Origin of the sequence: Micromonospora sp. WMMD967 (assembly GCF_029626165.1) — a bacterium.
Taxonomy (GTDB): domain Bacteria; phylum Actinomycetota; class Actinomycetes; order Mycobacteriales; family Micromonosporaceae; genus Micromonospora; species Micromonospora taraxaci.
Genome location: NZ_JARUBK010000001.1, coordinates 2,154,449 through 2,177,461 on the forward strand (window position 1 = coordinate 2,154,449; position 23,013 = coordinate 2,177,461).

Annotated in this window: 19 protein-coding genes; 14 read left to right on the plus strand and 5 right to left on the minus strand. The window is 71.5% G+C overall.

Translation table 11 applies throughout. The features are described from left to right. The gene (locus O7631_RS10200; RefSeq protein WP_278144015.1) at nucleotides 1-1,392 is read left to right on the plus strand and encodes a fatty acid--CoA ligase family protein; all 1,392 of its coding nucleotides are present in this window, start codon (nucleotides 1-3) and stop codon (nucleotides 1,390-1,392) included. Nucleotides 1,393-1,473: 81 nt separating this feature from the next. Here O7631_RS10200 and O7631_RS10205 read toward each other — a convergent pair whose 3' ends face one another. After that, the gene (locus O7631_RS10205) at nucleotides 1,474-1,596 is read right to left on the minus strand and encodes a 50S ribosomal protein L36 (RefSeq protein WP_030331473.1); all 123 of its coding nucleotides are present in this window, start codon (nucleotides 1,594-1,596) and stop codon (nucleotides 1,474-1,476) included. A 124-nt stretch (nucleotides 1,597-1,720) separates the two neighbouring features. On the opposite strand from O7631_RS10205, the gene O7631_RS10210 reads away from it, so the two are divergent. Both O7631_RS10210 and O7631_RS10215 read left to right on the plus strand, forming a co-directional pair. Continuing rightward, entirely contained in the window at nucleotides 1,721-2,065 is a 345-nt protein-coding gene (locus O7631_RS10210) for an SdpI family protein (RefSeq protein WP_278144016.1), read from the plus strand. A 58-nt stretch (nucleotides 2,066-2,123) separates the two neighbouring features. After that, nucleotides 2,124-3,047, plus strand: coding sequence for a lytic polysaccharide monooxygenase (locus O7631_RS10215; RefSeq protein ID WP_278144017.1), 924 nt, complete (start codon nucleotides 2,124-2,126; stop codon nucleotides 3,045-3,047). A 27-nt stretch (nucleotides 3,048-3,074) separates the two neighbouring features. Here O7631_RS10215 and mgrA read toward each other — a convergent pair whose 3' ends face one another. Continuing rightward, nucleotides 3,075-4,070 carry an L-glyceraldehyde 3-phosphate reductase gene (mgrA, locus tag O7631_RS10220; protein ID WP_278144018.1) on the minus strand — a complete coding sequence of 332 codons (996 nt, stop codon included), beginning with the start codon at nucleotides 4,068-4,070 and terminating at the stop codon, nucleotides 3,075-3,077. A gap of 70 nt (nucleotides 4,071-4,140) precedes the next feature. Between mgrA and O7631_RS10225 the strand changes: the two genes are divergently transcribed. The 8 genes from O7631_RS10225 to O7631_RS10260 all read left to right on the plus strand — a co-directional run bounded on the left by O7631_RS10225 (nucleotide 4,141) and on the right by O7631_RS10260 (nucleotide 12,278). Then, complete coding sequence (locus tag O7631_RS10225) at nucleotides 4,141-5,121, plus strand: aldo/keto reductase (RefSeq protein WP_278144019.1); 981 nt, start codon at nucleotides 4,141-4,143, stop codon at nucleotides 5,119-5,121. A gap of 5 nt (nucleotides 5,122-5,126) precedes the next feature. After that, nucleotides 5,127-5,624: a hemerythrin domain-containing protein gene (locus O7631_RS10230; protein WP_167524992.1), complete on the plus strand. Its 498-nt coding sequence runs from the start codon at nucleotides 5,127-5,129 to the stop codon at nucleotides 5,622-5,624. Nucleotides 5,625-5,678: 54 nt separating this feature from the next. Next, nucleotides 5,679-6,923 carry a histidine kinase gene (locus O7631_RS10235; RefSeq protein ID WP_278144020.1) on the plus strand — a complete coding sequence of 415 codons (1,245 nt, stop codon included), beginning with the start codon at nucleotides 5,679-5,681 and terminating at the stop codon, nucleotides 6,921-6,923. Continuing rightward, the gene (locus O7631_RS10240; protein ID WP_278144021.1) at nucleotides 6,920-7,570 is read left to right on the plus strand and encodes a response regulator transcription factor; all 651 of its coding nucleotides are present in this window, start codon (nucleotides 6,920-6,922) and stop codon (nucleotides 7,568-7,570) included. The genes O7631_RS10235 and O7631_RS10240 overlap by 4 nt, the downstream gene beginning before the upstream one ends. Nucleotides 7,571-7,646: 76 nt before the next feature. Then, the gene (locus O7631_RS10245; RefSeq protein WP_278144022.1) at nucleotides 7,647-8,723 is read left to right on the plus strand and encodes a hypothetical protein; all 1,077 of its coding nucleotides are present in this window, start codon (nucleotides 7,647-7,649) and stop codon (nucleotides 8,721-8,723) included. 275 nt (nucleotides 8,724-8,998) lie between these two features. Then, the gene (gene fxsA / locus O7631_RS10250) at nucleotides 8,999-9,169 is read left to right on the plus strand and encodes an FxSxx-COOH cyclophane-containing RiPP peptide (protein WP_269680995.1); all 171 of its coding nucleotides are present in this window, start codon (nucleotides 8,999-9,001) and stop codon (nucleotides 9,167-9,169) included. A 56-nt stretch (nucleotides 9,170-9,225) separates the two neighbouring features. Next, nucleotides 9,226-10,371, plus strand: coding sequence for an FxsB family cyclophane-forming radical SAM/SPASM peptide maturase (locus O7631_RS10255; RefSeq protein WP_278144023.1), 1,146 nt, complete (start codon nucleotides 9,226-9,228; stop codon nucleotides 10,369-10,371). Continuing rightward, complete coding sequence (locus tag O7631_RS10260) at nucleotides 10,368-12,278, plus strand: HEXXH motif domain-containing protein (RefSeq protein ID WP_278144024.1); 1,911 nt, start codon at nucleotides 10,368-10,370, stop codon at nucleotides 12,276-12,278. The genes O7631_RS10255 and O7631_RS10260 overlap by 4 nt, the downstream gene beginning before the upstream one ends. Here O7631_RS10260 and fxsT read toward each other — a convergent pair. Together fxsT and O7631_RS10270 are read right to left on the minus strand one after the other, a co-directional pair. Next, complete coding sequence (gene fxsT, locus O7631_RS10265) at nucleotides 12,247-16,290, minus strand: FxSxx-COOH system tetratricopeptide repeat protein (protein WP_278144025.1); 4,044 nt, start codon at nucleotides 16,288-16,290, stop codon at nucleotides 12,247-12,249. The two genes, O7631_RS10260 and fxsT, sit on opposite strands and share 32 nt — an antisense overlap. Continuing rightward, the gene (locus tag O7631_RS10270) at nucleotides 16,274-17,554 is read right to left on the minus strand and encodes a TIR-like protein FxsC (protein ID WP_278144026.1); all 1,281 of its coding nucleotides are present in this window, start codon (nucleotides 17,552-17,554) and stop codon (nucleotides 16,274-16,276) included. The genes fxsT and O7631_RS10270 overlap by 17 nt, the downstream gene beginning before the upstream one ends. A 208-nt stretch (nucleotides 17,555-17,762) precedes the next feature. Between O7631_RS10270 and O7631_RS10275 the strand changes: the two genes are divergently transcribed. From O7631_RS10275 to O7631_RS10285, 3 genes are read left to right on the plus strand one after another with little or no spacing between them, the layout of a single operon-like run. Next, nucleotides 17,763-19,223 carry a sigma 54-interacting transcriptional regulator gene (locus O7631_RS10275; RefSeq protein ID WP_278144027.1) on the plus strand — a complete coding sequence of 487 codons (1,461 nt, stop codon included), beginning with the start codon at nucleotides 17,763-17,765 and terminating at the stop codon, nucleotides 19,221-19,223. A gap of 2 nt (nucleotides 19,224-19,225) precedes the next feature. Further along, nucleotides 19,226-21,178, plus strand: coding sequence for a VWA domain-containing protein (locus tag O7631_RS10280; RefSeq protein ID WP_278144028.1), 1,953 nt, complete (start codon nucleotides 19,226-19,228; stop codon nucleotides 21,176-21,178). A gap of 28 nt (nucleotides 21,179-21,206) precedes the next feature. Beyond that, complete coding sequence (locus O7631_RS10285; protein WP_278144029.1) at nucleotides 21,207-21,674, plus strand: hypothetical protein; 468 nt, start codon at nucleotides 21,207-21,209, stop codon at nucleotides 21,672-21,674. A gap of 307 nt (nucleotides 21,675-21,981) precedes the next feature. On the opposite strand, the gene O7631_RS10290 is transcribed toward O7631_RS10285, so the two are convergent. Next, a complete protein-coding gene (locus O7631_RS10290) occupies nucleotides 21,982-22,989 on the minus strand; it encodes a helix-turn-helix domain-containing protein (protein ID WP_278144030.1) in 1,008 nt (335 codons plus the stop codon). Nucleotides 22,990-23,013 lie beyond the last annotated feature (24 nt).

Consider the following 23,013-nt stretch of genomic DNA (forward strand, 5'->3'; position numbering starts at 1 on the left):
ATGCCCGCTGACGTCTGGCCGCAGCCCATCCTCGACCTCCTGGCAACGGGCGGGGACCGGCCGGTCTTCGAGGACGGGCCGGTCGTCACGACCGCCTCGGAGATGGCGGGTCTCATCCGGCGCATCGCGGCCGGGCTGCGCTCGTCCGGCGCGGGGCCCGGAGTCGGTGTCACGCTCGATCTGCCGGTCACCGCCGCCGCCTTCGCCGCCACCATGGCCGTTTTCGCCGTCGGGGCGCGGGTGTCCGGGTGGCGTGCCGACCTGAGCCCGGCGCAACTGTCCGGCTCCCTCATCGTCGACTCGGCCCAGCTGGCCTCGCTCGCCGAGCATCCCGACGACGGGCTGCCACTCGTCGCGGCGGGACGGGCCGACGATCCCGCGCGGATCACCTGGACCAGTGGCAGCACGGGAACGCCGAAGGGCGTGGTCCAGACCTATGCGGCCATGTCTGGGGCCTGGGTTCCGTACCCGGAGCGGTGGCCCCCGGCCATCGTCGAACTGGCCACCCGGATGCGGCGCTACCTGGTCTTCGGCTCGCTGGCCAGTCAGGTGATGCTGGAGTACGGCGTCCTCGCCCTCGCGGCGGGCGGCACCCTCGTCGTGGCGCCCCGGCCGGTCTTCCCGGATGCCCTGGTCGAACATCAGGCCACGGCGAGCGTGATCACCGTCGGCAAGCTGCACCAGCTGATCCGGGACCAGCGCGCCAACAGGGTGGACCTGCGTCACCTGGGGGCTCTGATGGTCTCCGGGTCGCCACTCGCGCCGGGCCGACTCGCGGAGGCCCTCGACGTGCTGGGCCCGGTGATCTTCCACGGATACGGGCAGACCGAGACGTCGATGATCGCCATGGTGACCCCCGCCGAGATGCTGACCAACCCCGCCACGCTCGCCACTGTCGGCCGTCCGGCAGTGGACGTCTCCATCCGCGACGGCGAGATCTACGTCCGCACACCCACGCAGGCGTCCTCGTACTGGCAGGACCCGGACGAGTCGGCCGAGGTGTTCGTGGACGGGTGGGTGCGTACCCGTGACCTGGGCGAGCTCGACGCGAACGGATACCTGCGGCTGCTCGGACGTGCCCGGGACGTGATCATCGTCAACGCTCAGCTGGTCCATGCCGGACCGGTGGAGCGGGCGCTCGCCGCCGACGCCGCGGTCGGCGAGGCGTACGTCGTCGGGTGCCCGGACGAGATGACCGGCGAGGCCGTGCACGCCTTCGTGGTGCCGGTGGCCGGGAGGACGCCCGATCCGGATGTGTTGCGCACGCTCGTGGCCGCACAGGTGAACGACCTCGCGGTGCCCCGAACCGTCACCGTCATCGACCGGGTTCCGCTCGCGCCGAGCGGCAAACCGGACAAGAGGCGACTCGCGCAGCTCCGTGCCGAGCCGTGACGTCCGGGCGACATGCGAACCGCCCTGACCGGAAGACCCGGTCAGGGCGGTTGTCGACTGTATGTCCGATGCGGGCCGGGGTCAGCCCTGGCGGCTCTTCCACTGCGGGTTGGCGCGGTTCACCACGACCGTCCGGCCGCGACGGCGGACCACCACCGAACCCGGCTTCTGCTTCAGCGCACGCAACGAGCTACGTACCTTCATCTCTGCCTCCTCGGTGCAAGCGGTTCCGAGTATCGAAACGCCACGCCCACCCCGGGGATTCCCGCCCCCTACGCTGATGGTTGACGATGCGTGGGGAGGTGCCAGAGTGTGGCCCGGGGCCTTTGTGACTGTGGTCTACGCGTTCCTGGGTTGGCTCGTGGCGTTCACCGCCCGGGCCGCGCTGCGACCGACGGTGAACAGAAACCGCAGCCCCGGTGTACGGACACCCGCGACGATGCGCTCGGCGGAGCACTGGCACGCGGCGCACCAACGGGTCGCCCGCCCCCTGCGCCGCACCGGCATCCTGCTGGCGGCCGTGTCGCCGCTGCCGCTTCTGCTCGGGGCCGCCTTCGGTGATCCGCCGGTGATCGTGGCAGTGCTGGTGCTCGCCCTGCTCGTCGTGCCCTACCTGCTCTACCTGGCCTACCTCGCCGATCGCGCCGCGAGGTCCGTCGACGGGAAACGGTGACCGGAGCCGTCGAACCTTTGCCCCGCGCCGGCCGTACCAGTGGGCGGAGGTCGCCCCCATGCCCGTACGCCGGCTCTTCGCAGTGGTGCTCGTCGTCGCCGCGACTGTGCCCCTGGCACCCGCGCCCGCCGCCGCCCACGGCGCCCCCATCGACCCGGTCAGCCGGGCGGCGGCCTGCGGACCCGAGGGCCGGTACGCGACCACCAGCGCCTGCCGGGCGGCCGTGAAGGCGGGCGCGGCGGTGCGCGAATGGGACAACGTGCGCGTCGCCGCCATCAACGGGCGGGACCGGGAACGGATCCCGGACGGTGAGTTGTGCAGCGGTGGGCTGTCCGCGTACCGAGGGCTGGACCTGCCCCGCACCGACTGGCCCAGCACCGAGGTGACCAGCGGCGCCAGGTTCACCTTCCGGTACCGGACCACCATCGAGCACCGGGGCACCTTCCGGCTCTACGTCACCACACCCGACTACGACCCCAAGGCCCCGCTGACCTGGTCGGACCTGGAGGCACGCCCGTTTCTGACGCTGACCGACCCGCCGGTGCGGGCCGGGGCGTACCAGCTGGCGGGTCGACTGCCGGCGGGTCGTACGGGCCGGCACCTGATCTACACGATCTGGCAGAACTCCAGCACCCCGGACACCTACTACTCCTGCTCCGACGTGGTGTTCCGGGGCGTCAAGGCCACCGCCACCCCGTCGAAGGCCACCCCGTCCAAGGCCGCCACGAAGAGCGCGCCGCGTACCGCCGTGAGTGAGCCGGCGGCCAGCGGCTCGGCGGTGGCGGCGGCGGCCGACCCGGGCGTGCCGGTGGCGTCGGTGACCGATCTCGGCAGCCGATGGCCGGTGCTGGCCGGCGCAGCAGTCGTGCTGGTCCTGTTGCTGCTGTTCGGTGCGAGCCGGCGACGTCGCGGTGCCGCCGTGCCCGCGGGGAGCCGGTGCGAGGTCCGTAACCACCGGGCCGGGCGGCGTCGGATCTGGTGATCCGAGCCGCCCGGAACCTGGCGGTGCTCAGCCCAGGTGCTGCTCGATCTCGGCCAACTCGTCGGCGGTGAAGTCGAGGTTGTCGAGAGCGGCGATGTTCGTCTCCAACTGCTCGACGCTGCTCGCCCCGATGATCAGGCTGGTCATCCGCGGGTCACGCAGCGCCCAGGCCAACGCGAGCTGCGCGAGCGACTGGCCGCGCCGCTCGGCGACCGCTCCGAGGCCCCGGATGGTGGCCATCTTCTCGTCGCTCAGGTCGCTCTCGTTGAGGAAGACGCTGGTGCGCACCCGCGAGTCGGCCGGGATGCCACCCAGGTAGCGGTCGGTCAGCAGACCCTGGGCCAGCGGGCTGTACGCGATGCACCCCGCGCCGACCTGCTCCAGCGTGTCGAGCAGGCCGTCGGACTCGGTCCAACGGTTGAGCATCGAGTACGACGGCTGGTTGATCAGCAGCGGCGTACCCAGGTCACGCAGGATCGCGGCGGCCCGTGTGGTCTGCTCGGAGTTGTAGTTCGAGATGCCGACGTAGAGCGCCTTGCCGGAGCGGACGACGGCGTCGAGCGCGCCCATCGTCTCCTCCAGCGGAGTGTCCGGGTCGAACCGGTGCGAGTAGAAGATGTCGACGTAGTCCAACCCCATGCGGCCCAGCGACTGGTCCAACGACGAGATCAGGTTCTTGCGCGAACCCCACTCGCCGTACGGGCCGGGCCACATGAGGTAGCCGGCCTTGCTGGAGATGACCAGCTCGTCCCGGTACGCCTTCAGGTCGGTGGCGAGCATCCGGCCGAAGTTCTCCTCGGCCGAGCCGGGCGGTGGGCCGTAGTTGTTGGCCAGGTCGAAGTGGGTCACACCCAGGTCGAAGGCGCGTCGGACGATGTCGCGCTGCCGTTCGAACGGGCGGTCCGGGCCGAAGTTGTGCCAGAGGCCGAGGGACACGGCGGGCAGACGCAGGCCACTACGCCCGCTGCGCCGGTAGGTCATGGAGTCGTAGCGGTCATCCGCGGCGAGGTAGGTCACGATCATGAGCCTAGCTCCGGCAGGTGCTGGCGGGGATAGCGCGTGCGAACCAGGACATCGGGGTAGTTTCGACGCCATGCGTTTCATTGCGCTCGACACTCCCAAACCGCTGTCCAAGATCGGGCTGGGCACCTGGCAGTTCGGATCCCGCGAATGGGGCTACGGCCGGGAGTTCGAGCAGCAGGCGGCGCAGATCGTCCGGCGGGCCGTGGAGCTGGGCGTGACGGTCTTCGACAGCGCGGAGATCTACGGCTTCGGGCGCAGCGAGCGCATCCTCGGCGCGGCCCTCGGCGACGACCGGCCGAAGGTGGTGATCGCGTCCAAGATCCTGCCCGTGCTGCCGGTGGCCGCCGTGGTGCAGCAACGGGCTGTCGCGTCGGCGGCCCGGCTCGGCGTCACCAGCATCGACCTCTACCAGGTGCACTCGCCCAACCCGCTCGTCGCCGACCACACCACCATGCGTGGCATGCGCGTCCTGCAGGACGTCGGGCTGGTCGGCGAGGTCGGCGTGAGCAACTACGGGCTGCGCCGCTGGCAGGTCGCCGAGGCGGCACTGGGCCGCCGGGTGCTCAGCAACCAGGTCCGCTACAGCATGCTGGACCGCGCGCCCGAGCAGGACCTGCTGCCGTACGCGCGGGAGGCCGGCCGCGTGGTCATCGCGTACAGCCCGCTGGCGCAGGGCTTCCTCTCCGGCCGATACGACGCGAAGAACCCGCCGAGCGGCGCGGTCCGGCGGGCCAACCCGTACTTCCTGCCGGAGAATTTGGAACGCGGTGCGGTCCTGATCGACACAGTGCGCCAGGTGGCCGACGCGCACGACGCCACCCCCAGTCAGATCGCGCTGGCCTACCTCCTGCGCCACCCGAACGTGCTCGCCATTCCCGGGGCGTCCGGGGTGGAACAGATGGAACGCAACGCCGCCGCCGCGGACATCGACCTCGCCGACGACGAGTACGCCGCACTGGTCGAGGCCGCGAAACGCTTCCGCCCCGTCACCGGCCTCGCCGCGATGCCGGCGATGGTGCGCGCCCGGATCGCCAGCCCAACGCGAAAGTGAGCACAGTGGACGACATCACCGCACTGATCCTGGACGACCACGCCGCCTTCCGGCGTGGCTTCGCCCGCCTCGACGACGCCCGCGACGAGCAGGAGATGCTCGCCGTCTGGGACGCCCTCGCCCTGCACCTGGACATCCACGCCGAAGCGGAGGAGGCGATCCTCTACCCGCACCTGGTCAAGCACGGCGACGACGGCGAGGACGAGACCGCCGACGCGATCGGCGACCACAACAAGATCCGGGACGCCATCGCCGAGGCGAAGCTGCACCCCGTCGGCTCGGACGAATGGTGGGCGGCGGTCGGCACGGCCCGCCGGGAGAACAGCGAGCACCTCGCCGAGGAGGAGGACGAGGCGCTGCCCGACTTCCGCCGGCACGCCAGCTTCGAACTCCGCGCCGAGCTGGGGCAACGCTGGCTCACCTTCTACGGCGAGCACAAGAATGGTCGCAACCTGCCGTTCCGCGACAAGGACCCGCAGCAGTACGTCGCCGACCACCGCTGAGATCTCCCCGGCACGGGGGAGTCGCCCAGGCCCACCCGGCAGCAGAATGACGAGGTGACAGTCCGAGCGGCGCTGACCCCGCTGGTCGCCGGCACGACCTGGCGACGCGGCGTCTTCCTGCTGCTCGGCGGAGTGCTGGCACTGCCGTACGGGGTCCTCGCGGTGACCTTCGCGCAGCTGTTCGCCGACTCGGCGATCCCCCGACCACTGGTCTACGCCCTGCTGGTGATCGCGGCGCTGATCGCCGGGACGCCGTTGCTGCTGGACGGCAGTCGGGCACTGGAGATCGCCGCCGTACGGGCTCTGCTCGGCGTGGACCTCCCCGAACCGGTGCCCGGGCACCCCGGCGACCGGGAGACCCGGCTGCGCAGCGCACTCTGGATCGCCACCCACCTCGTCGTCGGCGCACTGGTGATGATCGCGCTGTTCAGCGCCCTGCCGATGGCGCTCGCCTTCATCGCCCAGCAGTTCGGCGTCGGCACCGAACTGATCAGCCGCGAACGGTTCGGGCCGCTGGACGGGCGCGACAGCGGCTGGCTGACAGTGAGCGGGGTGCTCCTGCTGGTCGGCCTCGGCTATGCGGTCGCCGGGCTCGGCGCGCTCGCCGGTTCGATGGCGCCGGTGCTGCTCGGGCCGGCCCCGGCGGAGCGGATCGCCGCCCTGGAGAGAGAGGCCCTTCAGCTCGCCGAACGCAACCGGCTGGCCCGGGAGCTGCACGACTCCATCGGCCACGCGTTGACCGTCGCCACCCTCCAGGCCGGAGCCGCCCGCGAGGTCCTGCACACCGACCCGGAGTTCGTCCGACGGGCGCTCACCGCCATCGAGGAGACCGGACGGACCGCCATGGACGAGCTGGACCACGTGCTCGGGCTGCTCCGGGAGAGCGGCAACGAACGCCCGGTGGTGGCGCCGCAGCGTACCCTCGCTGACCTGGACCGGTTGGTCGCCGACGCCCGCGCTGCCGGGCTGGCGGTGCACGCGCATCGCGTCGGCGACGCGGCGCGGGTCCCCGCGGCGGTCTCCCGGGAGGGTTACCGCATCGTCCAGGAAGGACTGACCAACGCCGCCCGCTACGGCGACGGGCCGGTGACGCTGCGGCTGGACCTGCACCCGGAGGCACTGGAGTTGGAGCTGGTCAACGCGATGAGCCGACCCGTGCGGACCCCGCTGGGCCACGGCGGTCGCGGCCTGGACGGCATGCGGGAGCGGGTGCTGCTGCTCGGCGGCCGGATCACCGTGGGACCGGACGGCGACCGGTGGCTGATCCGGGCCCGACTGCCCTACGAGGAGACCCGATGACCACCGGCGTGCTCATCGTCGACGACGACGAACTGATCCGGATCGGGCTGCGGGCCATCATCGACGCTCAACCCGACCTGCGTGTCCTCGCCGAAGCCGCCGACGGCGCCGAGGTGCCGCCGCTGGTGGCCCGGCACCGGCCCGACGTGGTGCTGATGGACGTGCGGATGCCCGGCATCGACGGCATCCAGGCCACCCGACACCTGCTGGCCACCTCCGCCGACCCGCCCCGGGTGCTGGTCGTCACCACGTTCGCCAACGACGAGTACGTCTACGAGGCGCTGCGTGCCGGCGCCTCCGGCTTCCTGCTCAAACGAGCCCGGCCATCCGAGGTGGTGGAGGCCGTCCGGGTGGTCGCGGCGGGGGAGTCGCTGCTCTTCCCGGCCGCGATCCGCCAGTTGGTCGGCGCGTACGGGCCGGCGGGCGGCGACCGGCTGCGCGCCGCGCGGCTCACCGAACGGGAGGCCGAGGTGCTCCGGTTGATGACCACCGGCCGGTCCAACCCGGAGATCGCCGCGCACCTGGTGGTCGGCGTGGAGACGGTCAAGACGCACGTCGGCAACGTGCTGGCCAAGCTGGGCGCCCGCGACCGCACCCAGGCGGTGATCGCCGCCTACGAGTCCGGCTTCGTCACCCCGTCCGGCTGACGGTTCCCTCGCCCGGGGGAGCGGGTTCACCGCTTGCCGGGAGGGAATCCGGCGGCTGTCCGTCGACGCTGGGAGCATGACGAAAACCGATGTCCTCCCGTCCCGGGCCGGCTCCCGCTGGCCGGACCGGCTCGCCCCACTGGCCGCCGGTTGGCTCGGCCTGTGGGGCGTGCTGGCCCTCGTCAGCATGCTCACCGACGCCGGCTACCCGCTCGGCCCGAACGACAGCAACGGCGGCGACGTCAGCCTGCTGCGCCTGGTGCCGGCCGAGGTGGCCACCCCGCTCTTCGCCGGCGTGCTGCTCACCGCCGCGGTGGCCGCCCTGGCGATGAGCTGCCCGGCGGCGCGCCCGCCCGGCCCGCTGCGGGCGCTGCTCACCGGCTACGGCTGGGCGGTGGCGTTCGCGCTCGTCCTGGTCGTGCCGGACGTCCGAGTACTGATCGTCCTCGGCTACCTGCCGATACTGATCGTCGGGGCGCCGTTCGGCTGGCCGCCGGTCGACTACGCCGACGTGTTCAACTGGGCGCTGTTCGCCCGGTTCGCGGCGCTGGCCGGCGGGCTGCTGCTGGCCGGTGCGGTGCTCGCCTGGCAGCGCCGTTCCACCGGGGCCTGCGTCGGCTGCGGTCGCGCCGACACCGGCCGGCGGTGGACCACCCCGGCCGCCGCCACCCGCTGGGGTCGGTGGGCCGCCGGCATCGCCGCGACCATCCCGCTGACGTACGCGTTGACCCGGTTCGCCTGGGCGGCCGGCATCCCGCTCGGCATCTCCCGCGAGTTCCTCACCGAGATGCAGGACACCGGCCTGGTCTGGGCCGGGTTCGGGCTGGCCGCGTTCGCCACCGTCGGTGCGATCCTCACCCTTGGGCTGGTGCAGCGCTGGGGCGAGCGGTTCCCACGCTGGATGATCGGTCTCGCCGGACGGCGGGTGCCGGTGAAGCTGGCCGTGCTGCCCGCCACGGTGGTCGCCATCTCCGTGACCGCGGCCTCGCTGGGGCTACTCAGCAACCCGAAGTTCTGGGAACTCACCGGCGGGCTCAGCCTCACCGGGGCGCCGATGCTGCTCTGGCCACTCTGGGGCGTGGCGCTCGGCGCGGCCACCTACGCGTACCACCTGCGCCGGCGTGGAACCTGCCGGCGCTGCGGTCGCGGCTGATCACACGTGTCGCCGTAGCCAGCTACCGGATCGATGGTCCTTCCCGTCCGGACGCCGGATTCTCCATGGACGGATGGCCGAGAACAATGTCTGCGGGCCGCACTGTGGCGTTGAACCGGATGACCCGCCCGACCCACCGCGCAAACAGCGTGCGGCCGCTAGGATGACCCGGTTCGTCGGCGGGGTCGGCGTTGTGACGGGTCTCGGCCCGGCGGCTTCCGCACAATTCATTGCTCACTCGGGCGCGAGTCCTTTTCGCGGGTGGACGGATCATGATGGATACGACCGATGGCGCACCTCAGGGCACCCTCGTGGATCTCAGCGAGGTGAGCCTCGCCGACCTCCAGGAGCTGGACCAGTCGGTGCTCGCCCACTCGCTACGCCGAATTCTCGACGAGATCGATCGCCCGCAGGAGGCGGTCGCCGGGTGGAACTCGGCGATGTGAGGATGCCGGGTGGCGGGCGCGGCTCGATGGGGGCCGCCACGGTAGCCGAGGGCGGCATGTCCACCCGCCCACGGCCCGTCCCGTTCTCGGAGTTCATCCTCAAGGTCCACAGCCGGTGCAATCTGGCCTGCGACTACTGCTACATGTACGAACTGGCGGACCGCAGCGCCCTCGCCGACCCGCTGCTGATGGCCCCGAACGTCTTCGACCAGGCCTGCGAGCGGATACGCGAACACGTCCACGCCCACCGACAGGCCGCCGTACGGATCGTCCTGCACGGCGGCGAGCCACTCCTGGTCGGTGCTCCCAACCTGGTCCGGATGGCGAGCCGACTCCGGGAGGCGATCGCCCCGTCGCAGGCCCAGATCACCGTGCAGACCAACGGCACCCTCCTGACCCGACACGCCCTCACCCTGCTCGCCGACGCCCGGGTGCGGATCGGCGTGAGCCTCGACGGCGACCGGACGGCGAACGACAGGCACCGGCGGTACGCGTCGGGCCGCAGCAGCTACGACGAGGTCGACCGGGCCCTGCGCCTGCTCGCCGAGCGGCCCGACGCGTACGCCGGCGTGCTCTGCGTCGTCGACCTTGCCGCCGACCCCCGACAGACCTACGAGGCGTTGCTGTCGTACCGGCCGCCAATGGTGGACTTCCTGCTCCCGCACGCCAACTGGGAGGCGCCGCCACCACGGCGAGGTGCCGACCCGAGCCCCTACGGCACCTGGTTGGCGACAGCCTTCGACGCCTGGTACGACACCTCGCCCCGGCTGACCCGGGTCCGACTCTTCGAGGAACTCATCAACCTGCTGTTCGGCGGGCGCAGCCGGACGGAGTCCCTCGGGCTGAGCCCCGTGGCCGCCGTGGTGATCAACACCGATGGGGCGTACGAGCAGGTCGACACGTTGCGCTCCACCTACCCCGGCGCGGTCGACACCGACCTGACCGTCTTCACCGACACCTTCGACGACGTGCTGCACCACCCCGCCGTCATCGCCCGCCAGATCGGGGTGGACGCGCTCGCCGCCACCTGCCGTACGTGCCCGGTGCACCGGGTCTGCGGTGGCGGCAACTATCCGCACCGGTACCGGGCGGGAAGCTTCACCAACCCGTCCGTCTACTGTCCCGATCTTCTGCACCTCATCGCCCACGTCGAGGGACGCCTCCGAGCGGATCTGGCAGCCATGCCCCGGGGGCGGTCGTGACGGGATACCACCGGCTCACCCCCGAGGACCTGGCGGCGCTCGCGGCCGGCCTCGGTGACCAGCGGACCATCCGACTGCTGCGCGACGGCCAGGTGAGCAAACGCATGCTCCAGTTGCGCGTCCTGCTCGACACTGTGGATTCGGCGGAGACCCGCCGGCACTTCGGGCTCTGGGCGACGGCGGCGGGCCGGTCACCCGAGGCGGGGCCGGCGGTGTTGGCCCTGCCGCACACCGGCGCCTGGTTGGCCGGCGCGCTCCGGCGACTGCGCACGCCGACACCGTCCGCTCCGGCGTCCGACGCGGCAGCCGGCCGTACGACCGGCGGGTTGGTGGTGCGGTCGGCGCCCGAATCGCCCGTCGAAGCCGAGTTGACGGCGCTCGGGTCGCTCGCCGCGGTGGCGGCCCTCCGGGCCGGAATGGACTTCGAGATCAGCGTCGTGCCGCACCACGGCGCCGTCTACCTGCCCACGCTCGGGCTGGCGCGGGTCGGGGACGCGCAGCGGGTGACCATCTCGCGGAAAGGGCCGCGACTCCTGATCGGGCCGGTCGAGGTGTCACCGGCTTCGCCGTCGGACCCGGGACCGGGCGCGGAGAGCGCCGGCTGGTCCGGCCTACACCGACTGCGCAGCACCGCCGACGGGCTGACGCTGCGGATCACCCTCGACGACCTCGACCCGTACCGGGACCGGCACCGGCTCTGCGCCGCCGAGCGGCTCACACCCGCCGAGGTCGCCGAGTGGCAACAGCTGCTCGACGACGCGTGGCCGATCCTGGTACGCCACCACCGCCGGCACGCCGAGGCGATCGCCGAGGGACTGGGCTGGCTCGTGCCGCTGGTGGCCGACTCGGTCAGCGCCGGGGTCAACGTCACCAGCATGGACGCGTTCGGTTCGGTCTCGATGACCCGTCCGATCGACGGGCAGGCGTTCGCGCTCGGCCTGCTGCACGAGTTCCAGCACGCCAAACTCGGTGCCACGCTCGACGTCGAACCCCTCTACGAGCGCGACGACAGTCGGTACTACTACGCCCCCTGGCGCGACGACCCGCGCCCCCTCGGGGCCGCCCTCCAGGGCGTGTACGCGTTCATCGCGGTTACCGAGTTCTGGCGGGGGCGTCGCGCGCTGCTCACCGGCGGCCCGGCCCGGATGGCCGAGGTGGAGTTCGCCCGTTGGCGCGACCGTGTGTCCCGCACCTGCGCGGACATCGAGTCGTTCGGCCGCCTGACCGCCGCCGGCCGCGAATTCGTCGCCGGCCTGCGGCGGGTCATCGACGACTGGCGGGACCCGGTGGATCAGGGAGCTGCCGAACTCGCCCGGGAGGCCGCCGAGGACCACTGGACGGTCTGGCGGCTGCGGAACCGCCGACCGGACCCACACGTCGTGAGCCAGCTCGCCGCCGCCCGCGCGGCCGGACTGCCCTGCCCCGCCGTCACCGTCGTGCTGCGGGTGGAGCCGGCCGACGGCCGTTGGCTGAGCCTCAGCCCGCGGCTCGACCTGGTCCGGCTGCGGTTGACCGATCCGGAGCGGTTCATGCGGCTGCGCACCGGCGCGGAACCCCTCGTGGACGCACTGCCCACGGCGTCCGACGGGGACCTCGCCCTCGCCGCCGGGGATGACCTCGCCGCACGCGAGAGCTATCGCCGGCAGGTGTGCGCCGACCCGGAACTGCTGTCCGCCTGGGTCGGACTGGCCCTCGCCGAGCAGCGGTTGACGGCGGCGCAGAAGACCGGCGGGGCCGACCCGGAGCTGTGCCGCGCGGTATACCGGCAGCTGCGTACGGACGGGCACCCGGAGGACCCGTTGGAGCTGTCCCACTGGTTAACGCCGGTGACCTGCGTGGCGGCACCGGGCATCGAACCCGACGGAGAACCGTCGGTCACGTCGGTGGCGGTTCCAGATCGCAGTTGAGGCGGTTCGCCTCGACCAGAGCCATGGTGTTCGGGTGCTGCTCACCCAGGACACGGCGGAAGAGAGGCATCACCGCGTCGCGCAGGGCGCGGGCGCCCCGGTGGTCGCCGGCGACACTCAAACTCGTGGCCAGGTTGTTCGCCACCGCCAGAGTGTCCGGGTGCGACGGGCCGAGGATGCGCTGGGCCCGCTCGTAGCAGTCCTGGTCGGTGGCGAGGGCCGCCGCGAACTCCCGGCGCCCGTACCAACAGTTGGCGAGGTTGATGTTCGCCGCCAGCGTGTACGGGTGGTCGGCGCCGATCTGTTCGGTGAACCGGTTGACGACCTCGTCGGACAACGCGAACGCCGCGTCCAGGTCCCCGGCCTTCCGCAGGAAGATGGCCAGGTTGTTGCCGTACGCCAGGGTGAACAGATGGTCCTCGCCCATCGCGTCCCGATACCAGCGGTACACCGGGCGCGCCCGGCGGAGCGCGCCCGCGTCGTCCTCCAGGGCTGACTCGTCACAGGCCAGATTCATCGCGGCGGCCTGCACGTCCGGATGATCGGGACCGTGCCGGCGGCGGGAACGGACCAGCACGTCCGCGCTCAACGCGTGGGCCCGCTCGAACTCGCCCAGCTTCCGCAGGGTCACCGCGTAGCTCTTGCTCACCCGTAGGGTCTCGCTGTCCTCCTCCCCGAGCACCTGCCGGTCCGCCTGCACGGCCGCCTCCAGGACCCGTCGGGACTCGGTGAGGTCGCCGGTGTCGCGGAGGTCCCTGCCGTACTGCCCCTCGGAGAAGAGGGTGAACGGGTGCATCGGCCCGAGGGTGTCGCGGCGGCGCGTCAACGTGCGCTCGTTGAGCCGCAACGCCCCGCGCAGGTCACCGACCAGACGCAGCGACAGGGCCAGGTTGTGCGCGGCGATCAGCGCCCGCGAGTGCTCCTCGCCGAACACCTCGCGGGCCAACTCCTCCGTCCGGGTGTCCAACTCGCGCGCCCGTTCGAAGAACCCCAGCGCGCGCAGGTCCGCGGCGAGACTGCCGGCCACGATCACCGTGTACTCGTGGTTCTCGCCGAGAGTGTCGGAGAGCCGCTGGTACACGTCCCGATCGATCTCGTACGCGGCCTTGTACTGTGCTTCGAGGCGCAGCGCGTTGGCGAGGTGGAAGCGCATCATCTGGGTCGGCGGGTCGTTCGCGCCGTGCTCCGCCCGCCACGCCTCGATCGCCTTCTCGGCCAGCTCCGAGCAGGTGGCGAAGTCGACCCGGGTCCACATGTAACGGGCCACGTCCAGCAGCAGTTGCCGAACCTCCGGCTGCGGTGAGTTGAGGGTCTTCGACGGCAGCAGGTGGGGCCAGAGATCGGCGTAGACCGACCAGTTGCGGGGCTGGTCGGGGTCCTTCGGGTTGGCGGCGGCCAGGATCGCGTGCACGTGCCGCCGGTTCTCCGCCTTGGCCTCGTCGGACAGAGACTCCCGGATCAGCTCCTGCACCAGTGGGTGCATGCGCAGGCTGGCCTGGTTGCCGTCGTCGCCGCCGTCCTGGGTGCGTCCGCGGACGTTGTCGATGCGGGCCAGTGAGTATCGGCCGACATCTCGCAACGCGCGACCCATGAGCAGAGGATCGCGTACCGAGGGATCGTAGGGGAGCAGCACGTTGACGAAGCTGTCGTCGTAGAGCAGCGACATCGGGATCGGCTCGGCGGCGAAGAACGCGCAGACCTCCAGCAGCTTCGCCGCCGCCGGGTTGCGCTCCCGCAGGCTCTCCAGCGAGACGAGCCACGGCTCCGCGCCGGTCTGCCGATAGTCGGTGGGCAGCTCGTCGGAGAGCATGCCGGGCAGGTAGCGGCGTAGCCGCCGCAGGTACTGCGTGGCCGACTCGCCGGTGGTCGCCAGCCACGCCCCGGCCTGTTCCACGGCGAGCGGCAGGTCGCCCAGGCGCGCGGCGACCATCTCCGCGTCGGCCAGGGGCAGGCGGGGGGTCCGCCGACGGAGCAACGTGGTGCTCTCCACCCGGTCGAAGGGGCCCACCTCGAAGTTGCGGGCGTGCCGCGCCCAGACGTGGTTGCGCGTGGTGACGAGCACGTGCCCGGGGCCCTGCGGCATGAGGTCGTGCAGCTCGGCGGGGTCGTCGGCGTTGTCCAGCACCAACAGCCACCGCCGGTACGGGTCGCCCCGACGCAGGGCGTCCAGCACCCACTGGACCCGCTCGGTGACGTTGCCCCCGAGTGGTGTGTCCGCCTTGGCGGCCAGCCGGTCGGCGAGCGAGGCCAGGGCGAGCCGCATCACGCTCGGCTGCTGTGCGGAGATCCACCAGACGACGTCGTACTCGGCGCGGAAGCGGTAGGCGTACTCCAGTGCGATCTGGCTCTTGCCGACGCCGCCCAGACCATGCAGCGCGAGCGGAGTGTGCCGGGCCTCGGCCGACGACAACCAGTCGCGCATCTCCTCCAGGAGCGGGCTGCGGCCGACGAACTGGACGTTACGCGGCAACGGCACCCGCCAGACCGGCGGTTCGTTGCCCGGGAAGCGTCGGCGTTGCCCGGCGCCCTCCGGGTCGGTCACCGGGCGGGCAGGGTGGTCCAGTGCTTCGAGCAACCGGCTGGCGGCCTCCTCCTCGGTGGCGCCCACCAGGTCCACCGGGACCCGCTCCAGGAACACCGCCGGCGCGCGGGAATTGTCCAGCCGGACGGGCACCAGGAAGGTGCCGCCGCTGCCCGCCTCGAAGGTGGTGGCCTGGGACCACAGCTCGCCGGCGTTCGGGGACTGCATGTATTCCTGGGACAGCAGCACCACCAGCCGGGTGGCGTCCTTGAAACCGACGGCCGTCGCCGCCCCGCCATCAGGGCTGGCCGGGAAGTCGACCTCCCGCATCACCGTGTGCAGGCCCGCCGACCGGAGCTCGTCGCGGATCCACTCGGCCCAGGACCGGTCGAGGGAGACATAGCTGATGAACACGTCGGGTGTCGCACCGGAGATGCGCTGCCGCTCGAACTTGGCCAACCACTGGCGGCGCAGCCGATCCACCATGGCTGGCAGGCTGTCGACAGCATCCTCGGTGATCGCCTTGGTCAACCGCTCGTAGGCGGCGAGCAGGGTGCCCTCGTGGTGGGCCCGGTCGCCGAAACCGGCCAGGATCTCCTCGTACGCGTAGTAGGGCTGGTAGGGAATCTCGATCTCGCCCCAGTACCTGTCGCTCTCCTCAGGTGAGGTGCGCGGCAGCAGCGGCGCGAAGCGGCGGCGCGCGTGGTCACGCCCCGCCTCCAACTTGAGTTGCTCGGCGTTGTCGACCCGCATCGGCACCGGCAGGATCCGGACCGGCCGGTCGCCGCGTTGCCGGATGATGGAACGGGTGACGCCGGCAGCTCCGTCGATGCTCTGGTCGTTGAGCGTGAACGACGTCACCACGGCATCGGGCAGTCGCACGGTGCAGATGCCGGCGCCGTCGCTGACACCGGTACGGCTGTCGATCAGCACGTAGTCGTAGTGCTCCCGCATGCTCGCGGCCAATGCGTCGAGGAAGCTGTTGCCCCCCAACTTCTCAAAGAACGCCTGCCAGTCGAACGTGCTCACGGCCTTGGTGTACGCCGTGTCCTGTCTGCCGGCCGGCAGGAGGTCCAGACTGCCCCGCGCGACCGGACCCGCGGAGGGCAGGACGGCAGCGGCGGGAGCGAGGAAGTCCCATTGCAGCGAGACGGCGTGGTGCAGCACGTCGGCCGCGCTGCCCAGCCAGTCCTCGTCCTCCGTCTCCTCCAACGGTCGAACGACAGCCTCGGCGTAGTCGCGGACCATGTCGATGACCCCGGTCGAGGTCCGCAGGTCCTTGTCGAGGAGGAACGGGTGAAAATACTTGTGCAGACCGGGGGATTCCAGGTCCCAGTCGACGGCGAGCACCCGGTACCCGTTGGACGCCAGGATCCAGGCCACGTTGGCGAGCGCCATGGTGCGACCGGTGCCGCCCTTGTACGAGTAGAACGTGATGATTCGACCCTCGACACCGTCGCCGGTGATGCCCGGGTCAGCGCTCGTCGTCACGGCCGTCCTCCGCTGCGGTGTCGTCGCCTTCCGCCCCCCAGGGCCCGTCGATGCGTGGTGGTCGGGAGTCGGTGGCGGGGCCCGGAGGCCGGTGCACCGCTCCTCGGCTGAACACCCGGTTACGGGCGACCTCCAGCACCTCCGGCAGCTCCTCCTGGAAGGCGCGGTGGGTGAGGATGTTGGATCGGTACAGCTCGTCGTCCGAGGCCAACTCGTCGAAGATCTCCCGACAGGCGCGGGACAGCGACTGCCAGTGCTCTCGGGTCTCGGTGTCGTCACGACTGCTCGGGATCAGCACCGCCGTGGTGCCACCGTCGCGCAGGGCGGCGGCGGCATGGGCGGTCAGCGAATGCCGCTGCTCAGGCAGGCGGGTGAGCCAGGCGTCCACGATCAGCACCATGATCTGGTTGTATCGGGCCGCCTGCTCGGCGCGGCGGGCCAGCTCGGTCAGGTCCACGATCGTCGACCGGTAGCTGTGGTCGGCGGCGATCTCACGCGCGTAGTCCACGACCGGGTCGGGGAACGGCGGTCCGTACGGTGCCCAGGCCAAGGCGCGGTCGCCGTAGGTGGTCACGTGCTGGCGTACCGTGCTCATCTCGTCCCGGTGTGACGCCGCGACGATGAAGTGGACCAGCATCGGCGCGAACTGGTCGACGTCGGCGGTGAGTGGCCCGGCGCCGGCGGGGCGGTGGAAGGCGCTGACGACGGACCGGAGATCGATGGAACGTTGGACGTCCGGCAGGGGGTGTTCCTCCACACTGGACACGATCTGGTTGGCCAGCTCGAAGAGGAACGTGCGGTAGTCGTCGCTGTGCCGCTGGAGCCGCATCAACTGCCGCACCCCCAGCCGCTGATAGAGGTCACCGAGGCTGTGGGAGGAATATTGCAGGGGGGACGCGACCGGATGGATGCGGCCGGGTCGGGCCGGAATCCACATCAGCGGTTTGAGGAGCGAGCTGTCCACGCCGTTCTGCTGGTCGAAGCGGGCAGTGCGGTCGGCGAAGATCTGCCATTCCTGACCGCAGGCCTCACTCTGGAAATACCTCGGGGTCATCAGAGCGAGGAACGACCGGCACGTGCTCAGCGCCTCGACCAGCCGCTGCGGCCACCGCTCGCCAAGCAGGATGGTCCGATCCACGAAACCGACCCGCTCGTCGCGGGGTAGACCCGCGATCAGCCGTACCTCTGCGCTGAGGTCCTCGTAAAGACGTTGGACCAGTGCGTCCTCGTCGCCCCTCGCGTAACTGAGGAAGAAGTACAGCACCGCACCTCCGCGCCGGGAGAGGTTGACCATCGGATGGCCGGGCCGTGACCCCGTCGGTCACGACCATTGTGCGGCGGTCGTGGCGGCGGAGCTAACCGTGAGTATAGGGGCGGAGACCACGTGCCACAGCCCACCGATCGGCGTATCCAGAGGGCGTCTCGGATATCACTTTCCGTATCGGCGTGGGTCGACTCCGACGTGAGCTAGCGTGGGTCGGGTGACTGCGCCTAACCAGGTAATCCCGGTTCCACCGGCCGACCTGCCCAGCACGCTCGGCGCGCTACGGGCGGCCGGTCACCAATATCGCACCGTCAAGCAGGAACTCCGCGACAATCTCCTCGCCCGGATGCGCTCCGGCGACGCCCGTTTCCCCGGCATCGTGGGGTACGACGACAGCGTGCTGCCCGAGGTCGAACGGGCACTGCTCGCCGGGCACGACATGGTGCTGCTCGGCGAGCGCGGTCAGGGCAAGACCCGACTGATCCGCTCGCTCGGCGCGCTCCTCGACGAGTGGACGCCGGTCATCCCCGGCTCGGTGCTCAACGAGCATCCGATGCACCCGCTCACGCCGGCCTCGCGCGCCCAGGTCGCCGAGGCCGGTGACGACCAGCCGGTCGGCTGGCTGCACCGCTCGATGCGGTACGGCGAGAAGCTCGCCACCCCGGACACCAGCGTCGGCGACCTGATCGGTGACGTCGACCCGATCCGGATCGCCCAGGGGCGCACCCTCGGCGACCCGGAAACCATCCACTTCGGGTTGGTGCCCCGCACCAACCGCGGCATCTTCGCCGTCAACGAGCTGCCCGACCTGGCCGAGCGGATCCAGGTGGCCCTGCTCAACGTGCTGGAGGAGCGGGACATCCAGGTCCGCGGCTACCAGCTGCGGCTTCCGCTGGACCTGCTCCTGGTCGCCAGCGCGAACCCGGAGGACTACACCAACCGGGGTCGGATCATCACTCCGCTCAAGGACCGGTTCGGCGCGGAGATCCGCACCCACTACCCGGTCGACCTGGACCTCGAGTTGGCGTTGATCCGGCAGGAGGCCGACCTGGTCGCCGAGGTGCCGGAGCATGTGCTGGAGGTCCTGGCCCGCTTCGCTCGGGCGGTGCGGGAGTCGCCGTCGGTGGACCCGCGCTCCGGCGTGTCCGCCCGGTTCGCGATCGCCGCCGCCGAGACCGTCGCCGGTGCCGCGCTGCGCCGCTCCGGCCTGCTCGCCGCCGTCGGCGACCAGGACGATCGCCCCGAGGCGGCGGTGGCCCGGGTCGGCGACGCCGTGTCGGTGACCAGCACCCTGCGCGGCAAGGTGGAGTTCGAGAGCGGCGAGGAGGGGCGGGAGATCGAGATCCTCGCGCACCTGCTGCGTACCGCGACCGCCGAGACGTTCCGGGCGCACCTGTCCGGGCTGGACCTGTCCGGTTTCACGGCGCTCGTCGGAGACGGGGCGGCGATCGAGACCGGCGAGCTGGTCGGCGCCGCCGAACTGCTGCGGCAGGTCGGCACGGTGCCCGGTCTGGCGAAGGTCCTCGACCGGCTCGGTTTGGGCGACGCGCCCACCCCGGAGGAGGCGGCGGCTGCCGTCGAGTTCGTGCTGGAAGGGCTGCACCTGACCCGCCGGCTCGGCAAGGACGTCACCGACTCCGGGCGCACCGTCTACGGCGGCCGGGGCTGACAGTGGCCGGCAACCGGTTCCGGTACGGGCAGTGGACCGGCGGGCCCGACCCGCTGGCACCCCCGTACGACGTGCGGGAGGCAGTGGACGCCGTCGGCGCCGAGGTGCTGGCCGGCGGCAGCCTGCGAGAGGCGTTGCGTGATCTGCTGCGCCGTGGCCCCAAGGGGCGGGGTGGGCTGGACGACCTGGCGGCGCGGGCTCGGCGGCTGCGCCGGGAGGCGCTGCGTCGCGGTGACCTGGACGGCGCGGTGACCAGGGCCCAGGCCCTGCTCGACCAGGCTCTCGCCGCCGAGCGGGACGAGCTTCGGGGCCGTGACGACGACGCCGCGCGGTTCGCCGAGTCGGTGCTGGACAACCTGCCCCGCTCGACAGCGCGGGCGGTGGAGGAACTGTCCGGCTACCAGTGGGCCAGCGACGACGCCCGCCGTTCGTACCAGCAGATTCTCGACCAACTCCGCGACGACGTGCTCGGTCAGCGCTTCGCCGGGCTGCGCGACGCCGTGCGGGCGTCCGCCGACCCGGCCGCCCAGCAGCGGCTCGCCGAGATGATGGGTGACCTGAACGACCTGCTGGCCCGGCACGGTCGCGCGGAGGACACCACCGACGCGTTCGCCGAGTTCATGCGTCGACACGGCGACTTCTTCCCAGAGAAGCCGGAGACCGTCGACGAGTTGATCGACGTGTTGGCCCGCCGTTCGGCGGCGGGTGAGCGCTTGATGAACTCGCTGTCCGACCGGCAGCGCGCCGAGTTGGCCGGTCTGATGCAACAGTCGCTCGGCGACCGCCTCGCGGGGGAGTTGTCAGCGCTCGACGAAAACCTCCGGGCGCTGCGCCCTGACCTGCGGTGGGGGCGTGGCGAGCGGGTCCGGGGCGAGCAACCGCTGGGCTACGCCGACGCGGCCGGAGCGTTGGGTGAGATCGGCGAGCTGGACGACCTGTTGGACCAGCTCGACCAGGAGCACCCGGGGGCGACCCTGGACGACGTGGACGTCGAAGCGGTGGCCCGCACGCTGGGGCGGGAGGCGGCCGACGACGTCCGCCGGTTGCGCGATCTGGAGCGGGAGCTACGCCGGCAGGGCTGGGTGAGTCGCGATGCGGAAGGGCTCACGTTGAGCCCGAAGGCGCTGCGCAGGCTCGGTGGGACGGCGCTGCGACGGGTCTTCAACGACCTGACCGCCGGGCCGCGAGGCCAGCACGACCTGCGCTCCGCTGGGGCCGCCGGCGAGGTCAGCGGCGCGTCCAGACCCTGGGAGTACGGCGACGAGCAGCCGTTGGACGTGGTCCGGACGTTGACCCGGGCGGTCAGTCGGGGCGGGGCGACGGTCCCGGTGCAGCTCGCGGTGGACGACTTCGAGGTGGTGGAGACCGAGAAGCGGGCTTCGGCGGCGGTGGTGCTCTGCGTCGACCTGTCGTACTCGATGATCTCCCAGGGTCGTTGGGGTCCGATGAAGCAGACGGCGTTGGCGCTGGCGCACCTGATGGAGACGCGCTTCCCGCAGGACGCCCTACAGATCGTGGGTTTCGGCCGGGAGGCGATGACGCTCACCCAGCAGGAGCTGGCCGCCGTCGAGCCGGACATGGAGCAGGGCACCAACCTCCAGCACGCGTTGCGGCTGGCAGGACGCCACCTGCGTCGGCATCCGGACGCCGAGCCGGTGGTGCTGGTGGTCACCGACGGGGAGCCCACCGCGCACCTGGACCCGGACGACGGGGAGGCCCTGTTCCACTGGCCGCCGCTTCCGGAGACGATCGAGGCGACGGTCCGTGAGGTGGACCGGCTGAGTCGGTACGGCGCGACGCTCAACCTGTTCATGCTCGGCGACGACCCGGGTCTGCGGCGCTTCGTCGACGCGGTGGCGCGCCGCAGTCGGGGCCGCATGTTCACGCCGGACACCGATGACCTCGGCGAGTACGTGGTCTCCGACTACCTCCGCTCCCGCCAATCCCGCCGCTAAGTCCCCGTGGGGCGGGTTGACTGGGGGGATGGCGGAGAGCGGGGGGTTGCGGCGGGCCTACGGGGCCTTGTTGGCGGAGGTGGATGCCGGTGGGTTCGGTCCGGCACCGGAGGGGCAGCTCAACGCTGAGCAGATCGTCGCCCATCTGGTCGCCAACGACGAGTTGATGATCCAGGCCACCGAGGCGTTGCTGGCCGGGTCGCCGTTCGCCTACTACGAGTTGGAGGAGGACATCCACCGTCCGCAGCTCGACGCGCTGGCCGCCGAGCAGGGGGGCCTGCGGGGTCTGACCGCCCTGCTGCACACCACCAGTGACCGCCTGTGCGGGCTCGTCGACCAGCTCGGCCTGGCGGCGGAGACCCCGGTCGAGACGCACCTCCGTGAGGGCTTCGACCTCGTCGTGGACGAGTCGCTGCCGTGGTCCCGCACCCTGGACCTGCACACCCGGGTCCACCTGCCCAAGCACCAGGCCCAACTCCGGATGCTCCGCGTCTGAGGGACCTGGCCCTGTTCGGCCTCGGCTGGTGGGTGGCCCGCCCCGTGCTCGGCTTCAGCCTTTGGGTCGACCGGTCGGGCCCGTCGTCAAGCGGAGCGGGCGGCCCCGGGGATTCGGTCTGATGAGCGATATACCTGTGAGTCATAGATATGACTCACAGGTATATCGCTCATCGCTGCAATGCCCGCTGTCGCGTCGATGCCAGCAGCATTCGGCGAGGGCAGCGCGGCCGGTCGTGCGGTGGGGTGGTGCCGCCGGATGTGGAGGCGGGGGACGGCCGCGCCGGTGGTGTGGCGGCAGCGCTCGCTCAGGTGTCGATCAGCTCGGGGCGGGGGTGGAAGGTGCGGCGGTAGGTCGACGGTGCCACGCCGATGCGTTGGTGGAGTTGCTGGCGCAGGGCGGCGGTGGTGCCGAAACCGGACCGGTGGGCCACCTGGTCGACGGTGAGGTCGGTCGTCTCCAGCAGCAGCCTCGCGTGGTCGGTGCGTTGTTGCAGCAGCCACTGCGCGGGGCTCAGGCCGGTCTCCGACCGGAAACGCCTGGTGAAGGTGCGCACGCTCATCCGTGCCTGTTCGGCCAGGTCGCGGAGGGCGATCGGCTCGTGCAGCCGCTGCCGCGCCCACTCCCGCGCGCCCGCGGTGCTGGTGTCGGCGACCTTCGGCACCGGCCGTTCGATGTACTGCGCCTGACCGCCGTCCCGCCAGGGAGGCATCACGCAGCGGCGGGCCGCCCGGTTGGCCACCTCGCTGCCGTGGTCGAGGCGGATGACGTGCAGGCAGAGGTCGATCCCGGCGGCGACCCCGGCCGAGGTGAGCACCGGGCCGTCGGCGATGAAGAGCACCCCCGGGTCGAGGTCCACCCGGGGGTGCAGGCGACGGAACTGCTCGGCGTACGCCCAGTGGGTGGTCGCCCGACGACCGTCGAGCAGCCCGGCGGCGGCCAGCACGAACGCTCCCGTGCAGATCGACACGATCCGGACACCGCGCTCGTGCGCGGCGCGCAGCGCCCCGGCCACCTCCGGTTCGAGGGTGCCCATGGTCAGGGCGTTGCCGGCGTGGATGCCCGGGACGATCACGGTGTCGGCGGTGTCGAGCAGCTCCAGGCCATGGTCGGGGACCACCTGGAAGCCGGCGGTGCTGCGGACCGGTCGCCCACCCGGGGTGCACACCCGCACGTCGTAGAAGTGCGTCTGGTCGGCGGACCGGGCGGTGCTGAAGACCTGCGACGGGGTGCCGAGGTCAAGGCCGACGACCTGATCCAGGGCGAGTACGGCGATCCGGTGCGGGCGAACGGTCATGGCCCGATTATTGCGCATGATGGCTTTCCGGCCACTCGTCGC

What these genes read in the sequence shown, in the direction of transcription:
- O7631_RS10200 (WP_278144015.1), top strand. Translation starts at nt 1, where the DNA reads ATGCCCGCTGACGTCTGGCCGCAGCCCATCCTCGACCTCCTGGCAACG.
- O7631_RS10240 (WP_278144021.1), top strand. Translation starts at nt 6,920, where the DNA reads ATGACCACCGGCGTGCTCATCGTCGACGACGACGAACTGATCCGGATC.
- O7631_RS10225 (WP_278144019.1), top strand. Translation starts at nt 4,141, where the DNA reads ATGCGTTTCATTGCGCTCGACACTCCCAAACCGCTGTCCAAGATCGGG.
- O7631_RS10245 (WP_278144022.1), top strand. Translation starts at nt 7,647, where the DNA reads ATGACGAAAACCGATGTCCTCCCGTCCCGGGCCGGCTCCCGCTGGCCG.
- fxsA (WP_269680995.1), top strand. Translation starts at nt 8,999, where the DNA reads ATGGATACGACCGATGGCGCACCTCAGGGCACCCTCGTGGATCTCAGC.
- O7631_RS10205 (WP_030331473.1), bottom strand. Translation starts at nt 1,596, where the DNA reads ATGAAGGTACGTAGCTCGTTGCGTGCGCTGAAGCAGAAGCCGGGTTCG.
- O7631_RS10290 (WP_278144030.1), bottom strand. Translation starts at nt 22,989, where the DNA reads ATGCGCAATAATCGGGCCATGACCGTTCGCCCGCACCGGATCGCCGTA.
- O7631_RS10255 (WP_278144023.1), top strand. Translation starts at nt 9,226, where the DNA reads ATGTCCACCCGCCCACGGCCCGTCCCGTTCTCGGAGTTCATCCTCAAG.
- O7631_RS10285 (WP_278144029.1), top strand. Translation starts at nt 21,207, where the DNA reads ATGGCGGAGAGCGGGGGGTTGCGGCGGGCCTACGGGGCCTTGTTGGCG.
- O7631_RS10215 (WP_278144017.1), top strand. Translation starts at nt 2,124, where the DNA reads ATGCCCGTACGCCGGCTCTTCGCAGTGGTGCTCGTCGTCGCCGCGACT.
- mgrA (WP_278144018.1), bottom strand. Translation starts at nt 4,070, where the DNA reads ATGATCGTGACCTACCTCGCCGCGGATGACCGCTACGACTCCATGACC.